We start from the raw sequence: 17046 nt of genomic DNA, 5'->3' as shown, positions 1-17046 counted from the left end.
TAATAAATTTATTTCAGTGGAACATACGGCAAGGTAAACCAGAACGTGGAACCTTGGCCTTCTTCAGATTCGACGCCTATTTCACCGCCTAATTTCGTGATAATCATTTCACTGATGGCTAATCCAAGTCCTGTCCCTTGAGCGAAGTTGTTCAGTTTGATAAAGCGATCGAACACCTTTTCTCTTTTGTCGGGGGCGATGCCGCAACCCGTGTCGGACACGTAAAAATAGAGCGTGTCGGGTGACGATAGCTTGTAACCGAGTTTGATACTTCCCCGGTGGGTAAATTTGATGGCATTCGTGATGAAGTTGTTTATGACTTGGGACACGCGATTACGTTCCGTTTTGATGATACATTGCGGTAAACGTTCTTTCACGCTGAACGTGACATCGGGATTCATCATTTTAAGTTGGGTGGCTTGAGCAATTTCTTCGATGAGATTATTAATATCTACTTCCGAGTACACGAATTCCAGTGTTCCCGCTTCAATTTTAGAAAGATCAAGAATATCGTTGATCAATTGTAGCAACAGGTTATTGTTGTTTTTAATAATCTTGATGTACTCCAGTCTTTCCGCTTCATTTTCAGTTATGGCGAGTATCTCGGAAAAGCCCACGATCGAGTTGAGGGGAGTCCGGATTTCATGGCTCATGTTTGCCAAGAACGCGGATTTCAAACGGTTGCTTTCCTCGGCCTGTTCCTTGGCGTGTAATAGCTTTTGTTCCATTTGTTTGCGTTCCGTGATCACGATACTTGACCCGATAATGGTTTTCGGTTTGCCTGCGCTGTCATATTCATAAACGGTTCCTTGCTTGTTGATCCACTCGTATTCCCGGTCATTGTACCAATGCACGAGGTACTCCTCGTGAAATTCCTTGCGTTTGCCTGACAAGAGTTCATTGAACACGTCACGCATATGTTCCCGGTAGTTAGGATGTATAGAATTGATGTACTTTTCGACTTTACAGTAATATTTACCGTCAATGGCGAAAAGAGCATCTTCATGATGATAGATGTCGTAATCACAGGAAAAGGTTAGCGACGGGACATCGCAATCCCACGGGAGAACATGGGCTAGGCTGAGGACTGAGGAAAGCGAGGAATTTGTGATTTCCAGTTCTTCCTTGGCATCTCTCAACGAGGTTTCCAGTCTCTTGTAATCGTCGATGGAGCAGGAGGTTCCTATTAGACGATTGGTGTTTTTGTGTGTTCCGTCCTCTTCCTGCAAGGCGTTAATCTCGACCCATTTATAATTTCCGCAGTGTCTGAAATCGGCCCGGAAGGTGAATCTTATCCGGTACACTTTCCCGCGGATAAGATTGTTGAATTCTTTCGCCACACGTTCTCGGTCATCCGGATGAATGGCGTTATAAAATTTGATCATGGGTATTTTCAAGTCCCATTCAAGGGTTTCCCTGTAAATACCTTTTAATTGCAGGGAGTTGGTTACAAACACTTGCTCTTCGATGTCGTACATCCAGAGGGCATGTTTCGTGATATTCAGGGCGAGAATCAATTTTTGGGTAAGGGATTTGATTTCTTCCTGTTGTTTTTGCATATTACTTATGTCCAGTGAAGTACACACGAGCCAGTTCATGTTATCTTCCGTGAATAGGTGCTTGGTGATTAGCAACGTGTGTTCTTGACCGTCGGCGAGGATGAATTTTTCGGCCCCTTGGTAAGATGCTTTTTCCGCGGCAAGTTTCCGGTCGAATTCTTGCATCTTTCGGGCTTGTTCTTTGGTCGTGAATCGTTCTTCCGTGTTCCCGATCATCTCTTCGGCTGTGCGTCCGAATATGCTTGATCGTTCACTCCAGAATATATAACGTTCCGTGTTCATGTCTTTGATTGAAATGGGGAACTCGATGCTTTCAAGTACCCGGCTTAAAAAGAGCTGTAATTTTTCTGTCTCTGTTTTTCTCAACGTGTAATCGGTGATGTCTCGCATGAACGCGATTACTTGATTATTCGGAAGGAGGGCCGTGTGAACATCAAAAAAGTACTTCGTGTTTTTAACCGGGAGATAGATGTCAAAATATCGGGGAGTTTTTCCCTCTCTCGTCTTTTGCAGTTGTTCGTGAAAGTGGTTTCGGCTTTCCGGTTCTTCGATGAGTTCTTCCAATGTTTTGCCGACCATCTCTTCCGGGGGATAAGGAATATGTTCGAGAATGGGGTTGTGCAAGCCAACCAGATGATACGAGTCATCAAAGATGACCATCATGTTCGGGGTTGCGGCTAGTATAGCCTCTTGCATTTCCGCCGAAAGCTTTGTACCGGAAGTTGAAAAATATTCTGACATAAATAATGCTATTTTGTGTGCCTTTATCCCCTGTGTCGAGATATTTTTCAAATGTACGTTTTTTTTGTTTATGTAGTCATTCAGATGATTGTTTATTTTTATGGATGCGGATATTATAAAGGGAATATAAATAAGCGGGGTGTGTTTTTTAGGGGGTATGTCTTGATAATAATATAAATTTTGAGAATTGTGTTATAAAATATAGGGGTGTTTGCTCAAAATAAATAATATTTTATATATTTGACCCCTGAAAATATAGGGTACAATTCTAAAAATGCAAATTTATGGCGAAATTTAGATTCTTAGCTTTACAAGAGATTGCCCGTCGTAAACCCGTGGAGTGCGGGGAACGTCCTAGGTGTTCTGTCGTGTTTGGAGAAAACGTGTTTTCAATGGACAAAATGCGCCACTATCTTTCCATCGAGGCTTACAAAAAGTTGGAAAAAGCCATGTCAGAAGGATTGGCGATTGATCGCGGTTTAGCCGATCAGGTGGCCGCCGCGATGAAAGCTTGGGCCGTTGAGCGGGGCGTTACTCACTACACGCACTGGTTTCATCCCTTGAACGGTGCCACGGCAGAGAAACATGATTCTTTTATTGATTTGTTGCCGGATGGTGACGTGATCGAATCGTTTGACGGGCGACTACTTGTCCAGCAAGAACCCGATGCATCCAGTTTCCCGAACGGGGGAATTCGTAACACGTTCGAGGCTCGCGGTTACACGGCTTGGGACCCGGCTTCCCCGGCTTTTATTAACAATCGCACGTTGTGTATTCCCACGATATTCGTGGCTTACACGGGAGAAGCGCTTGATTTTAAGACACCGATGTTGAAATCGTTGGCCATGATCGACCGGGCAGCGGTGGATATTTGCCAGTATTTCGATAAAGACGTGCAGCGAGTGATTGCCACGCTGGGGTGGGAGCAGGAATATTTTTTGGTGGATGAGGCCCTGTATAATGCCCGTCCTGACCTGAAATTATGTGGTCGCACGCTCATGGGGCATTCTTCCGCGAAGGATCAACAGCTGGAGGATCAATATTTCGGCTCGATCCCGGCACGGGTTACGGCTTTCATGGAAGAGCTGGAATACGAGTGCCATTGCTTGGGAATCCCGATCAAGACCCGCCATAACGAGGTGGCCCCGAATCAGTTCGAGTGCGCCCCGATTTTTGAAGAGGCGAATCTGGCTGTCGATCATAACCAGCTGTTGATGTCCACCATGAAGAAAGTGGCTCGTCGTCATAATTTCCGGGTGCTGTTGCACGAGAAACCCTACAAGGGGGTGAACGGTTCGGGTAAACACAATAACTGGTCGTTGTTGACGAACACGGGAGTGAACCTATTGTCACCGGGTAAGAACCCGAAATCGAACATGCAGTTCTTGATCTTTCTGGTATCGACAATCAAGGCCGTGTATGAACATGGTGATTTGCTGAAAGCATCGATCGTGTCGCAAGGAAACGAGGCCCGGCTGGGAGGAGACGAGGCGCCACCGGTAATTATGTCCGTGTTCTTGGGGAATTACTTGTCGGGAATGCTCGACGAGTTGGTGGAGAAGGTGAGCGACCGAAAGATGAGTCCGGACGAGAAGACCGAGTTGAAATTGAACGTGGGTAAAATTCCGGAGATCATGTTGGATAACACGGACCGTAACCGTACGTCGCCTTTCGCGTTCACCGGGAATCGTTTTGAATTTCGTGCGGTGGGGTCGTCAGCCAATTGCGGGGGACCGATGATTGCGTTGAATGCCGCTGTTGCCGAGCAGTTGATTGCTTTTAAAAAAGAAACGGATGCTTTAATCGAGAAAGGCGTTAAGAAAGACGAGGCAATTTTCCAGATATTGCGTAAATACATCATCGAGTCCAAACCCGTACGTTTCGAGGGGAATGGTTACAGCAAGGAATGGAGGGAAGAAGCCGCCCGTCGGGGATTGTCCACGGTGGTGGATTGTATCCCGGCTTTAAAGGCTTATTGCTCGGAGAAGGCTAAGCGGTTGTTCGTGGACAACGGGATATTGAGTGAACGGGAGCTAGAAGCGCGTTTCGAGATCAAGAATGAAATTTATTTGAAGAAATTGCAGATAGAATCTCGTGTTTTGGGTGATCTCGTGTTGAATCATATTATCCCGACCGCGATCACTTACCAGAATACTCTGTTGACGAACGTGACAGCGCTGAAGAATATCTTGCCGGATTATGAATCCGTGGCTGACGTGCAAATCGAGGCCATCCGCACGATTTCCTATCATATCCGGGAGATCCAGACGATGGTGTCTGATATGACGGAAGCTCGCAAACAAGCCAACGCGATTGCCGACGAAGTGGCACGGGCCGAGGAATACACGGAAAAGGTTCGCCCCTATCTGGAGAAGATCCGTTATCACGTGGATAAGCTGGAATTACTCGTGGACGACGAGATCTGGCCGTTGCCGAAATACCGGGAACTGTTGTTCTCCCGGTAGATTTTATACTTGAGCGTACTCGCTGGGTGAAAATCGGGCGAGTTCGCTATCTCCAAAAAATAAATAAAGATGTAGTGGTGTCCCTTCCGGTTGATCCCCGGAGGGGATTTCTATGGTTACGCTTTCGTCGCCCCTGCGAGCGGGTATGTCACGAAGTAGACGGGGAGAACGTCGTAGCGTGTCGTAGAAATAGCCCACGAACACTTGGTCTGACGAACTTGCTTTCGGGCAATCAATACCGTTTTCCCAGTTCAAGGTGACCGTCCACCCGTTGCGTTCCGTGCCGGTGATGACGGGGGCTTCTAGTGTTCCCATGGAAAAACGGAAAGTTTTGAATGCCCATACTCCTTTGCCCGGGAGTAGGCATCCCCCGTTGGTTGAATGGAATAAAGAGTCGCTCTTGGAAACCCCTCTCTCCCGGGCCGCGATTCGCCATATTAGTAAGTCCCCGATAGCCCGTTTGTAAATTTTCCACATTTTGCGGGCTTCCGTGAATCGGTCCGTGGTTTGCTTCTCTCCCTCTGTTCTGGATTTTCTGGGTCCCCGGGTGGATTTGCATTTCCGGACTTTCCCTCCGTACAAGAAATAAGTATACCCGTCGACTTTAACCGGGCCGTTTGCAAGTATGGCTAAAAATAGAGGAGAGGTTATGTCCATGTCAATACTGATTTAAAAATGAATAATTGATGAATACCGGTGCAATAGTAATAATAATATTTTGAATAAACAATACCTATACTTTATGAACCTTATTATATATAAGGTTCATATAAGGTTTCTATAAGGTATCTATAAGGTTCATAAAGGTATTGATTCGGTATTCTTCAAAAAATGAAGATAAATTTTTATTTCAACTTTTCTACTACTTAGCTTTATTTTAGAATTAATTGTCGTATATTGCGGGTCTTAATTAAATAAAAGGATTATGGCGGAATTTGTAAACTCTATTGGTCAGGTGCGGGGAAAATTCGGAAACGTGGTTGCCTATGTGCGGGCTAACGGTAAGAATTATTGTAAAGGTGCGAGTATTTCTCGTAAACCTAGCACGGAGTCGCAAAAGCAACAGGCTGCGGCGTTTGCTGTTGTGGTGAGTAGAAAGGGATGGATGGCTCGGGCGATTCGATTGGGATTTCCGGGAAATCAATACCCGAAAGGCTTTAACGGGTTCACGAGTGCGAACGTGACAACGGCCGTGACGGTTGAAAAGGTTAATCCCATGAAACCGATAGTCCGCTATAAGAAAGCTATTCAGGAATACCGGGGTATTATTGATTACTCGAAACTTCGCGTGGCGGCGGGTGCGCTTGTCAGTCCGGTAGTTGTTTGCAAGGTGGAGACCGAGAGCCGGAAGGTGCATTTCTCGCATCAAGGAATGGCCGTGGAGGCAATTGATTGTTTTTGGGATGACGAGATTTATGGCGTACTTCTTCACGAAGCGACGTATTCCTGTAAAGTGATGCGATTAGGAATGCGTGGGGAGGATTGGAACGAGAGCATGGATTTTCCGGAAGAGGCCGAAGTGGAGGGGCTGGTTGTTTATGTTTTTGCCCGAGCGGCGGATGGGAAGGACACTTCTGATTCGGTGTGTTTGAAATGCAATGGATAACTTGAAAATTAAAAAACTGGATAAATGGTAAAAAAGGCGGTTATACAGGTTCGGGACACGATGATCCGGACGTTACAGGAAAATGGAATAGACTACATCTGTATCACAGATATTGCTCGTCAGAAGAACCCGGTTGAGCCTAAAGATGTGGTGAAGAATTGGATGAGGGTAAAGAATACTTTGGAATATCTTGGTCTGTGGGAGAAATTGAATAATCTCAATTTTAAAGGGGTCGAATTCGACCCCCTTTTGAACGAGGCGGGAAACAATGCTTTCACCATGAGTCCGTCTCGTTGGGTGGAAACAACGGGAGCTATTGGTATTATCACAAAAAATGGGGCAGGAGGAGGCACGTACGCCCAAAGGGATATTGCGTTTAAATTTGCCAGTTGGGTTTCCGTGGAATTTGAATTATACTTGATCAAGGAATTCCAGCGTCTGAAAGAACAGGAGCAAGCTCAACTCGGTTGGTCGGCCAAACGGGAGCTTTCAAAAATCAACTACCATATCCACACGGATGCGATTAAGCAAAATCTGATCCCGGAAGAGCTTTCTCCGGCACGGGTTTCTCAAGTGTATGCCAATGAGGCTGACGTACTGAACGTGGCCATGTTCGGGATGACGGCTTTCGAATGGCGGGAGGCGCATCCGGATTTGAAAGGTAATATTCGGGATTATGCCACGATCAATGAATTGATCTGCCTTTCGAACATGGAAAACTTGAATGCCGTTTTTATTCAGGAAGGTATGGCTCAACAAGAGCGTTTGTTGAAATTAAACCGGATTGCCATCCAGCAAATGCGAGTGTTGGCGGACATGGACGGAAGGAAGCTGATGAAATAAAATTGCTCAAAAAAATGTGTCTGAAAAATTGACAATTCACATAGAATAATTGTAAGTTTGTGCCCGCAATGAAAAAATTCATTATAGGCATATTAATTGGCTTTGTGGCTATTTTTTGTTTGAATGAAATTTCAGACAAAAGGGGACAGTTATCCTCAAGCGTGCAGACTGTTACAGAGCAATATGCCGATGATGCGGAGCATACTTGCGAGCTGTCTTCGCATTCCAGACAAACGCTTGCCAATGAATGGCGTTTTTCGTTTGAAGGACTGGATGCCGTTAATTTAAGGAGAGATGATACATCGCTGTCTTCTTCCTCCGGTCCGAGAGGGACGAATCCTTCCCGAAGTTTAAAGTTCGCATCTACGATCTTAATGTTGTCTTTCTACGATGTTCCGTTGACTAGTCGGGACACGAAAAATTTATATTATCATTATTGTTTCGTGAAATCATCGTGCAGGTATTTTGTCTACACATTGAGAGAAATAATTATTTAGTGTCTGATTTATTTATGAGTGTACGTGCAGATATCCGGTCGGGTAGCTGTGATGAGGTGTGTGTTCATTTTATTTATTTACGTTATTCATATTTAAATTTATATCGCTATGTCTAATTTATTTTTATTCACGTTTGTAATGTTGATCATTACCTTCTTTATTGGTTTTTTTGTTGCCTTGATTATAAAAATAATTGCTTCTTGGGCTGATCTCCTTGATTTTTGTCAATTACATAGAGAGGAACTTGCAGAGATAAAAAGAGCCAAGAAATTACACCATCAGACGGTGCCCGTTGCGGTTCAATCCGGGAGAGAGAAGTTGGTTGCCGAGAAAAATCAACATACGGCTCATCGTTTGCAAGAGGTTGTTTCCAGTGTGAAATCCGATAAAAGAGCCGCTGTTTAATTTGGATGGGGCGTATTTTTCGATAGTCTTATCAGATTTATATTACGATGGAAAATATAGATGTTCTTAATTTATTCCAAGGTATTGGAACGATGGTTGCTGGCGGATGGTTTCTTGCCATTGCCCGTGTAGTGCTGGTCATTATTGGTTTTTTGTTGATCTATTTGGGATGGAAGGGAATTCTTGAGCCGATGATTATGATCCCGATGGGATTGGGTATGATCGCGATTAATTGTGGAACGTTGATCATGCCTGATGGTTCGTTGGGGAATCTTTTCTTGGACCCGATGCTCTCGGATACCGATGAGTTGATGAATGTGATGCAGATTGACTTCCTGCAACCGATATATACCCTGACATTTAGTAATGGGTTGATAGCCTGTTTCGTGTTTATGGGGATTGGGACGCTATTGGATGTCGGGTATTTGCTCCAGAGGCCTTTTGTCAGCATATTTCTAGCCTTGTGTGCGGAACTTGGGACATTCTTGACGGTGCCGATCGCGTCGGCTATGGGGTTGACGTTGAAAGAGAGTGCCTCCGTTGCCATGGTAGGTGGAGCTGACGGACCGATGGTCTTGTTCACTTCTCTGGTGCTTGCCAAACATCTGTTCGTACCGATTACCGTGGTGGCTTACTTGTATTTGGGATTAACGTATGGAGGGTATCCGTATCTGGTTAAGTTGTTGATCCCGCAACGTCTGCGTGCGATTAAAATGACCAATCGAAAGGAGCCGAAGCAATACGGGGCCAAGGTAAAACTAGCTTTTGCCGTCATTCTTTGTGCCGTGTTGTGCTTTATGTTTCCCGTGGCTTCCCCTCTTTTCTTCTCGTTGTTTATCGGGGTTGCCGTTCGTGAGTCCGGGATGAAGCATGTTTATGACTTTGTGAGTGGGCCGTTGCTGTACGGGTCAACGTTCATGTTGGGAATGTTACTGGGTGTTTTGTGCGATGCGCATTTGTTACTTGATCCCAATATTATCAAATTATTGATTTTGAGTGTGCTGGCATTACTACTCTCCGGTATCGGTGGTATTATCGGTGGTTATGTGATGTACTTTATCAAGAAAGGAAATTACAATCCTGTTATTGGTATTGCAGCCGTCAGTTGCGTGCCGACCACGGCAAAGGTGGCTCAGAAAATAGTCAGTAAAGAAAATCCTGAATCCTTTATATTAGGAGATGCTCTGGGTGCTAATATTTCGGGAGTGATTACTTCCGCTATTATCACCGGAGTATATGTTTCTTTTATTCCGTATTTATAGTAAGTGTTTTTGAAAAGTAACGCCCGGAGATCCCTCCGGGCGTTATGCTTTTTGTTTGAATTTCTTTTAGAACATATAGTCCCACATCGGCAGCAAAATCGGTTTCTGATCTAATGCTTTCAATGCTTTTTCTCCCAAGTATTTTTTGTGAATAACTACCCGGAAGATGTATTCGTCAAACCATTTGTCGGTGAAGGTGAGATAACCGTTGTGTCCGGCTTGCGGTCCCCAACTGTTCTCGAATTCCCATTTCGTGGGTTTGCCGTTCGCGTCAACGTCCACGGCAACTAATGACATGGCGTGGGCGGAACCGCTTTGGCGGGTCAGGATGCGGGTTTTCTTGTCCATGGAGAAATCTACGCCCATCAATGAATTGTAGTCGTACATTTCCGGATCGAGGATTCCGGTTTCCCGGTTGAAATACTTGCCCACGTCGCTGGAGGTGTACATGGCCTCGTTCCCTTTGATGGATGCGATAGCGGCTTCTTTGATGTCCTCGTTCGGCAGGTTCAAGTATACCCAGTTGATACCTTCAATCGTGTTCCGGTAGTTTTGAATATCATATACTTTATAATATTCCCGGGTCGGGTCGTTCATGATCATGATGTAATTCTTCGGGTTATAATCAGCAGGTGTGATCTCCTTGTAGAATTGTTGAGGCGTGTAGTTTGCCAGTTCCTTGATCTCCCCGTTTCTGTCCTTGTATCTCCAAGTGAACGTGGTTGGCGGTTCACCTAAGCAGAGAGCCAAAATGCGATAGATATCTTTCAAAACAGATACTTTCTCTGCACGTAGTTCTTTGATTTTTTTGCCTTGAGCGGCCATTTCTCGAATGGTATAACCACCCTTGCGGAGACGCTCGTTGATCAATGATCCCATGGCACTCGTGTTGTTCGAGTGAGCGGTTTCCGGCATGACTTCCTTGGGTACAACACCGTATTTTTCTCCTAGGTTGTAATAAAGATTCCATACACCGCCATCACCCACGGGAGCTTGGAACATGAAGGTCACGTCCCTGTCGTCCATCGGCTTGTTGGCTGTGGCAATCATATTCTCCAAGAAAAGATTGGATTTTTCGAACATATCCCAAAAATAGAGATAGTTGTGAGAGAAATCGAATCCCGTGAGGTTGTATTTCTCGATGATGCTCGGACGTAACACGTTCATGGAAGTAAACATCCAGCAGCGTCCGGAACTTTGCTGATCCGTGATACCCTGTACTTTTACCCGATATTTGAAATAATGGTCTATTTTTCCTTGAATCTCCCGGTTAAGGGCGTTATCCCGGATATTCTTGTCATTGGTCAACACGTTCTGAATGGCTTTCGTGGAAGCGTCTTTCTGGAAGCTTCCCTTGATGTCATTCAGTTCTTTTTCACCGATCGTTTGGGCGCATAGCGACGCCCCGGTCAGTAATAAAGTAACTAATGTAACTTGTATTTTCTTCATAGTTTATTTATTATTGAATTTTATTAAACCTGTAACCTGTCAACTTGTAACCTGTAACGTTGCGCTGCAACTAAATATGGATTACTTCGTCGTAAGCGGCAGCAGCAGCCTCCATCACGGCCTCGCTCATTGTCGGGTGCGGGTGAACCGTTTTGATGATGTCATGAGCGGTAGCTTTTACCTTGCGGGCAAGTACCATTTCAGCAATCATTTCGGTCACGTTCATACCTACCATGTGAGCGCCCAGCAGGGTATTGTCGGCAGCATTGAAGATCAATTTGATGAATCCTTCGTTTGCCCCGGCTGCACTCGCTTTGCCTGATGCGGTGAACGGGAATTTACCGATCTTGATTTCATAACCGGCTTCAAGCGCTTTTGCCTCGTTCAGGCCGACAGATGCAACTTCCGGTGTCGTGTAGGTACATCCGGGGATGTTGGTATAATCGATCGGTTCCGTGTGTACTCCCGCGATGTGTTCCACGCAGCAGATAGCTTCGGCAGATGCCACGTGAGCCAATGCCGGGCCATGAACAATGTCACCGATAGCGTAAACGCCTTCCACATTCGTGCGGTAATAGTCGTCTACTTTTACACGACCTCTTTCCATTTCAATATTCAATTCTTCCAGACCGATGTTTTCCACGTTCGGGGCGATACCCACGGCAGACAACACGATTTCAGCCTCGTGTACTTCGATCTCGCCTTTCTTGTTTTTGATGTTCACTTTCAACAAACCTTCTCCGCTTTCAACGCTTTCCACGGAAGATTTCACCATCACGTCGATTCCAGCTTTCTTGAAAGAACGACCTACTTGTTTGGATACTTCCTCGTCTTCAAGCGGCAGGATGGTCGGCATGAATTCAACCAACAATACTTTGGTACCCATGGCGTTGTAGAAGTATGCCAATTCGGAACCGATTGCCCCGGAGCCTACCACGATCATGGATTCCGGCTTGTGGTCAAGAGTTAAGGCCTGACGGTAACCGATAATCCGTTTTCCATCCTGAGGGATATTCGGTAACTGACGGGAACGGGCGCCCGTGGCTAGAACGATATGTTGAGCCTCGAAAATGGTCTTTTCTCCGGCAGCATTTGTAACCTCTACGGTTTTCTCCGCGGTCAGTTTTCCATGACCTTCGATCACGGTGATGTTATTCTTTTTGAACAAGTATTGAATCCCTTTGCTCATCTTGTCGGCAACACCCCGGCTGCGAGCGATGATGGCATCGAAATCGGGTGCGGCATTCTCGATCTTTACCCCGTAATCTGCAGCGTGATGGGCGTATTCCAACACTTGTGCGGATTTAAGCAGGGATTTCGTGGGAATACATCCCCAGTTCAGGCAAATACCTCCCAGTTCGGCACGTTCTACGACGGCCACGGTCATTCCTAGTTGAGACGCACGAATGGCAGCCACGTATCCTCCGGGACCACTACCAATCACGATTAAGTCGTATTTCATTTCTTATATTTTTAATAATGTGAATAATTTTAGTGTTGAATCATCGGGACACAAAATTAGGGGATTTGTTTAGAATAGAAAATAAAATCACTCCAAAAGTCGATTCTTGCGCAAATGTCTGTGTGTTATATATTTTATTTCAATGGTTTATATGGTCATTTGGGTAAGAGTTGATGTTAAAATTTTGGTTTTATAAGTTGAAATAGTATCTTTACACGCTTAAAATTTTATTAGTGTTGAAAATATTTGGTATATGGAGTATTTCGTAGCGTGAATTCATGTCTCTGGTTGTAGATCAAAGGAATACTTCATGTCACTTGGAACATAAAATTGGATATTAATATGAAAGGACTAAAAATTGTTGTTCTTGCTAAGCAGGTTCCCGATACGAGAAACGTGGGGAAAGATGCGATGAAAGCAGACGGAACTGTAAACAGGGCAGCTTTACCTGCCATCTTCAATCCTGAGGATTTAAATGCTTTAGAGCAAGCTTTAAGATTAAAAGATACAATTGAAGGGACAACCGTTCATGTACTGACGATGGGACCCGGCCGTGCTGCCGAGATCATCCGTGAGGCTATGTACCGGGGTGCAGATGGAGGTTATTTATTGTCTGATCGCGCTTTTGCCGGTTCGGATACGTTGGCAACTTCTTACGCTTTGTCTTGCGCATTACGCAATTTGGAATATGATCTGATCATTTGCGGTCGTCAGGCTATTGATGGGGATACCGCTCAGGTAGGTCCGCAGGTGGCTGAGAAGTTGGCTTTACCGCAGGTTACCTATGCTGAAGAAATTCAAGGTTGTGACGGGAAAATCGTGACGATCAAACGTCGTTTGGAAAGAGGTATTGAAGTGGCTACTTGCCCGATGCCTTGCGTGGTGACCGTGAACGGTTCTGCCGCTCTTTGTCGTCCGAGAAACGCACGTTTCGTGATGAAATACAAGAACGCAAAGGGTACTCAGGAGGCACAGGATGCCAACGAGGATTATTTTGCACTGGTGAACGAACGTCCGTATTTGAAATTGACCGAATGGAGCGTGAATGATATTCAGAGCAGTCCGGAAGATCTCGGTTTGAGCGGATCTCCGACCAAGGTAAAGAATATCGAGAGTGTGGTGTTCCAAGCGAAAGAGGCTAAAGTACTTTCCGGTACGGATGCTGAATTGGATGCCATGATGAAAGAGTTGATAACTAACCATACAATCGGGTAATTTTAGATTTTAAATTGTAAGTTTTAAATTGAAAACTTCTGAAACGAGGCAATTGGAATTTACAAAATCTAAAATCTAAAATCTAAAATTTTAAATGATATGAACAGTGTATTTGTATATTGCGAAATAGAAGAGGGTACGGTTGCTGACGTGAGTCTCGAATTATTGACCAAAGGACGTGCCCTTGCAACAAAACTTGGCGTGAAGCTGGAAGCTATCGCTTTGGGCGAAGGACTGAAAGATGTTGAAAAACAAGTATTCCCTTATGGAGTGGACGTACTTTGGGTAGGTGACGATGCTCGTCTGGCTCCTTACACGACGTTACCCCACACGAAGATGTTGGTACGTTTGTTTGACGCTGAGAAACCGCAAGTGGCTTTGATGGGAGCAACCAGTGTGGGACGTGATTTAGGTCCTCGTGTGTCCTCTGCATTACATAGCGGTTTGACGGCCGACTGTACGAGTCTTGAAATCGGTGAATATACCGATGCCAAGAGCGGAAAGAAATACGAGAATTTGTTATACCAAATTCGTCCGGCATTCGGAGGAAATATCGTGGCCACGATCGTGAACCCGGAATGTCGTCCGCAGATGGCTACGGTTCGCGAAGGTGTGATGAAGAAAGAAATCTTCAATCTTCAACATCAGGGAGAAGTGAAGAAATTGAACGTGGACGAGTATTTGGATGATACCGACTTGGTGGTAAAGGTGATCGAGCGTCACATGGAAAAATCCAAAGTGAATATCAAGGCTGCCCCGATCATTGTTGCCGGAGGATACGGTGTTGGTTCTAAAGAGAACTTTAACTTATTATACGAGTTGGCTTCTGTTTTAGGCGGGGAAGTTGGTGCTTCTCGTGCTGCTGTTGATGCCGGGTTCTGCGAACACGAACGTCAGATCGGACAGACAGGAACAACGGTTCGTCCTAAATTATATATTGCTTGCGGTATCTCCGGACAGATCCAGCATACTGCCGGAATGGAAGAGTCTTCTATGGTAATTGCTATTAACACGGATGCAAACGCTCCGATTAATAAATTTGCCGATTACGTGATCACGGGTGACTTGAACGTGGTTATCCCAAAAATGATCCAGTATTATAAGAAGAACAGCAAATAATATTGAGTGATTAAGAGATTGACGATTGAGTGATTTTTTAATCACAGAATCGCAGATCATTAAATCACAGAATCACTAAATCTAAAATTAAAAAAGGTATGGCAAATTTCTATACAGATAACGAGGATTTGAAGTTCCACTTGGGACATCCCTTGATGCAGAAGATTGTTGCTTTGAAAGAGCGCAATTTCGAGGATGCAGGGAAATGCGAGATCGCACCGCGTGATTTCGAGGATGCAATGGATAATTATGATAGAGTGTTGGAGATCGTGGGAGATATTTGTGGTAACGTGCTGGCTGAAAATGCAGAGAGCGTGGATCACGAGGGACCGGAAGTGATTGACGGTCGTGTAAAATATGCTGCCGGAACTCAACAGAATCATGATATGCTGGCTCAGGCCGGATTGTACGGTATGTCATTACCGCGTGAGTATGACGGGTTGAACTTCCCTATGGTTCCTTACGTGATGGCAGCAGAGTTGGTTTCCCGTGGTGATGGTGGTTTCGCTAACATCTGGGGATTACAGGATTGTGCTGAAACGATTCACGAGTTCGCCAACGAGGAACAAAAACGTCAGTACTTACCCCGTGCTGCAAAGGGGGATACTTACGCCATGGACTTGACCGAACCGGATGCAGGATCGGATTTGCAGTCTGTACAGTTGAAAGCTACCTATTGCGAGAAAGACGGTAAATGGTATTTGAATGGAGTGAAACGTTTCATCACGAATGGTGACGCTCATATTTCATTGGTACTTGCCCGTTCAGAAGAGGGTACGCATGACGGACGTGGTTTGTCCATGTTTATCTATGACAAAGCTAACGGCGGAATGACGGTTCGTCGTATCGAGAATAAATTGGGTATCAAAGGTTCTCCGACTTGTGAGTTGGTGTTCAAGGATGCTCCGGCTGAATTGGTGGGAGAGCGTAAACTTGGATTGATCAAGTACGTGATGTCTTTGATGAACGGAGCCCGTTTGGGTGTTGGTGCTCAATCTGTGGGTATTGCAGAGGCTGCTTACCGTGAAGGTTTGAAATATGCTCAAGAAAGACGTCAGTTCGGTAAAGCAATTATCGAATTCCCGGCTGTATACGAGATGTTGACCAACATGGAGGCTAAATTACAGGCTGCACGTTCAGTGCTTTACGAGACGAGCCGTTTTGTAGATATGTACAAGGCTTACACGCACATCGCTAACGAGCGGACCTTGAACAAAGAAGAGCGTGAGGAGATGAAGAAATACCAGAAGTTGGCCGATATCTTTACCCCGCTATTGAAATTGTTCTCCAGCGAGTATGCAAACGAGATTGCTTACGACGCTTTGCAGATACACGGAGGTTCCGGGTTCATGAAGGATTACCCGATTGAACGTTTGGTTCGTGATGCACGTATCACGAATATCTACGAAGGAACTTCTCAGTTGCAGGTCGTGGCTGCCATTCGCGGTGTGACCACGGGACAATTCCTGAAACAAATCCGTGAGGAATACGAGCAGGCTCCTATCCGTCCGGAACAAGAATATGTTCGTGAGATATTAAAAGGAATGACCGGGGCATTCGAGGCTGCCGTGACGAAAGTAACGGCTGTTGGAGAAACTGAATACGTGGATTTCCATGCACGTCGTTTGGTTGAAATGGCAGGATATATCATTTTGGGTTACCTGTTATTATTAGACTCTCAACGTTGCGATCGTTTTGCTAAATCTGCCGAGATTTTCGTGAAATACGGTCAGTCAAAAGTTGCCGGATATGCAGCATTTATCAATGATTTCGAATTGAAGGATTTGGGAATGTATAAAAAATAATATGATCGAAATGGTCATGAGAAAGGGAGGCTTTTAAAACCTCCCTTTTTTATTCCGCTCTTTTTATTTCAATCGGTTTATAATTTGCTCTTTCCAAGCGATCTGTCGTGGCAGCACAACTAATACCTCGTTCCTTCATGGCTTTATTTTTCCCGATGTGGGTATCCGGGAATTTCTTTTTCTTACCGAAAAAAGTGGATATTCCCAGTCCTAAGAAAGCCAAGCCGATAATTACGGCTATAATAATAAAGTAGATTCCTATCATAATGGTTTATTTTATATATACAAAGTTACTACAAAAAAGTGGAATGCGGAAGAATGTAGTAATAGATTTGATTTACAGAGGTTTCATTTAAGCTGCCGATTATTTCCAACGCCACCATAATCCTTGCCGAAGCCAAGTCAAGACGTCGCTACGTTACTTGTTCGTAACCACACCATATAGGTAACAAAATGGGTGCGAATGGCAAAACAAGGCATTGTGATATAGTGAGTTACCGACAACTCACGCAACAAATCCGGTTACGGAAAAAGATTGCGTCGTTCCTCCGTGTTTTGCGTACTGACGAAGGATTCTTCACCGACTAATTTTGAACCTAAAAAAATTAAGGACGATGA

Annotated in this window: 14 protein-coding genes; 9 read left to right on the top strand and 5 right to left on the bottom strand. The window is 44.9% G+C overall.

Annotation, left to right across the window (positions count from 1 at the left end):
* Positions 1 to 8 precede the first annotated feature (8 nt).
* A complete protein-coding gene (locus QVC79_RS15075; RefSeq protein ID WP_270595563.1) occupies positions 9 to 2300 on the bottom strand; it encodes a PAS domain-containing sensor histidine kinase in 2292 nt (763 codons plus the stop codon).
* Positions 2301 to 2584: 284 nt separating this feature from the next.
* Here QVC79_RS15075 and QVC79_RS15070 point away from each other — a divergent pair, with 284 nt between their 5' ends.
* Positions 2585 to 4765, top strand: a complete 2181-nt coding sequence (locus QVC79_RS15070) for a glutamine synthetase III family protein (RefSeq protein WP_270595564.1) — start codon at positions 2585 to 2587, stop codon at positions 4763 to 4765.
* A 3-nt stretch (positions 4766 to 4768) separates the two neighbouring features.
* Here the strand turns inward: QVC79_RS15070 and QVC79_RS15065 are convergent, their stop codons facing one another.
* On the bottom strand, positions 4769 to 5422 hold the full coding sequence (locus tag QVC79_RS15065; RefSeq protein WP_270595565.1) for a hypothetical protein: 654 nt from the start codon (positions 5420 to 5422) through the stop codon (positions 4769 to 4771).
* A gap of 268 nt (positions 5423 to 5690) precedes the next feature.
* On the opposite strand from QVC79_RS15065, the gene QVC79_RS15060 reads away from it, so the two are divergent.
* The 5 genes from QVC79_RS15060 to QVC79_RS15040 all read left to right on the top strand — a co-directional run bounded on the left by QVC79_RS15060 (position 5691) and on the right by QVC79_RS15040 (position 9378).
* Positions 5691 to 6371, top strand: coding sequence for a hypothetical protein (locus QVC79_RS15060; protein ID WP_270595566.1), 681 nt, complete (start codon positions 5691 to 5693; stop codon positions 6369 to 6371).
* A 24-nt stretch (positions 6372 to 6395) separates the two neighbouring features.
* Complete coding sequence (locus tag QVC79_RS15055; protein ID WP_270595567.1) at positions 6396 to 7214, top strand: KilA-N domain-containing protein; 819 nt, start codon at positions 6396 to 6398, stop codon at positions 7212 to 7214.
* Between the two features lie 68 nt (positions 7215 to 7282).
* On the top strand, positions 7283 to 7711 hold the full coding sequence (locus QVC79_RS15050) for a DUF8440 family protein (RefSeq protein ID WP_270595568.1): 429 nt from the start codon (positions 7283 to 7285) through the stop codon (positions 7709 to 7711).
* 108 nt (positions 7712 to 7819) lie between these two features.
* Positions 7820 to 8116, top strand: coding sequence for a hypothetical protein (locus QVC79_RS15045; protein ID WP_270595569.1), 297 nt, complete (start codon positions 7820 to 7822; stop codon positions 8114 to 8116).
* Positions 8117 to 8163: 47 nt separating this feature from the next.
* A complete protein-coding gene (locus QVC79_RS15040) occupies positions 8164 to 9378 on the top strand; it encodes a sodium ion-translocating decarboxylase subunit beta (protein WP_270595570.1) in 1215 nt (404 codons plus the stop codon).
* 66 nt (positions 9379 to 9444) lie between these two features.
* On the opposite strand, the gene QVC79_RS15035 is transcribed toward QVC79_RS15040, so the two are convergent.
* Entirely contained in the window at positions 9445 to 10827 is a 1383-nt protein-coding gene (locus QVC79_RS15035) for a C1 family peptidase (protein WP_124316078.1), read from the bottom strand.
* Positions 10828 to 10897: 70 nt separating this feature from the next.
* Positions 10898 to 12289: a dihydrolipoyl dehydrogenase gene (lpdA, locus tag QVC79_RS15030; protein WP_270595571.1), complete on the bottom strand. Its 1392-nt coding sequence runs from the start codon at positions 12287 to 12289 to the stop codon at positions 10898 to 10900.
* A gap of 342 nt (positions 12290 to 12631) precedes the next feature.
* Between lpdA and QVC79_RS15025 the strand changes: the two genes are divergently transcribed.
* The 3 genes from QVC79_RS15025 (at position 12632) to QVC79_RS15015 (ending at position 16428) form a co-directional block, all read left to right on the top strand.
* Positions 12632 to 13504 carry an electron transfer flavoprotein subunit beta/FixA family protein gene (locus QVC79_RS15025; RefSeq protein WP_270595572.1) on the top strand — a complete coding sequence of 291 codons (873 nt, stop codon included), beginning with the start codon at positions 12632 to 12634 and terminating at the stop codon, positions 13502 to 13504.
* A 99-nt stretch (positions 13505 to 13603) separates the two neighbouring features.
* A complete protein-coding gene (locus tag QVC79_RS15020) occupies positions 13604 to 14623 on the top strand; it encodes an electron transfer flavoprotein subunit alpha/FixB family protein (RefSeq protein ID WP_124316075.1) in 1020 nt (339 codons plus the stop codon).
* 98 nt (positions 14624 to 14721) lie between these two features.
* Positions 14722 to 16428: an Acyl-CoA dehydrogenase C-terminal domain-containing protein gene (locus QVC79_RS15015; RefSeq protein WP_270595573.1), complete on the top strand. Its 1707-nt coding sequence runs from the start codon at positions 14722 to 14724 to the stop codon at positions 16426 to 16428.
* A gap of 49 nt (positions 16429 to 16477) precedes the next feature.
* Here the strand turns inward: QVC79_RS15015 and QVC79_RS15010 are convergent, their stop codons facing one another.
* Positions 16478 to 16693, bottom strand: a complete 216-nt coding sequence (locus QVC79_RS15010) for a hypothetical protein (RefSeq protein WP_270595574.1) — start codon at positions 16691 to 16693, stop codon at positions 16478 to 16480.
* Positions 16694 to 17046: the final 353 nt, after the last annotated feature.

Origin of the sequence: Butyricimonas sp., from assembly GCF_019423355.1 — a bacterium.
GTDB lineage: Bacteria > Bacteroidota > Bacteroidia > Bacteroidales > Marinifilaceae > Butyricimonas > Butyricimonas faecihominis.
This window is presented reverse-complemented; position numbering and strand designations above follow the sequence as displayed.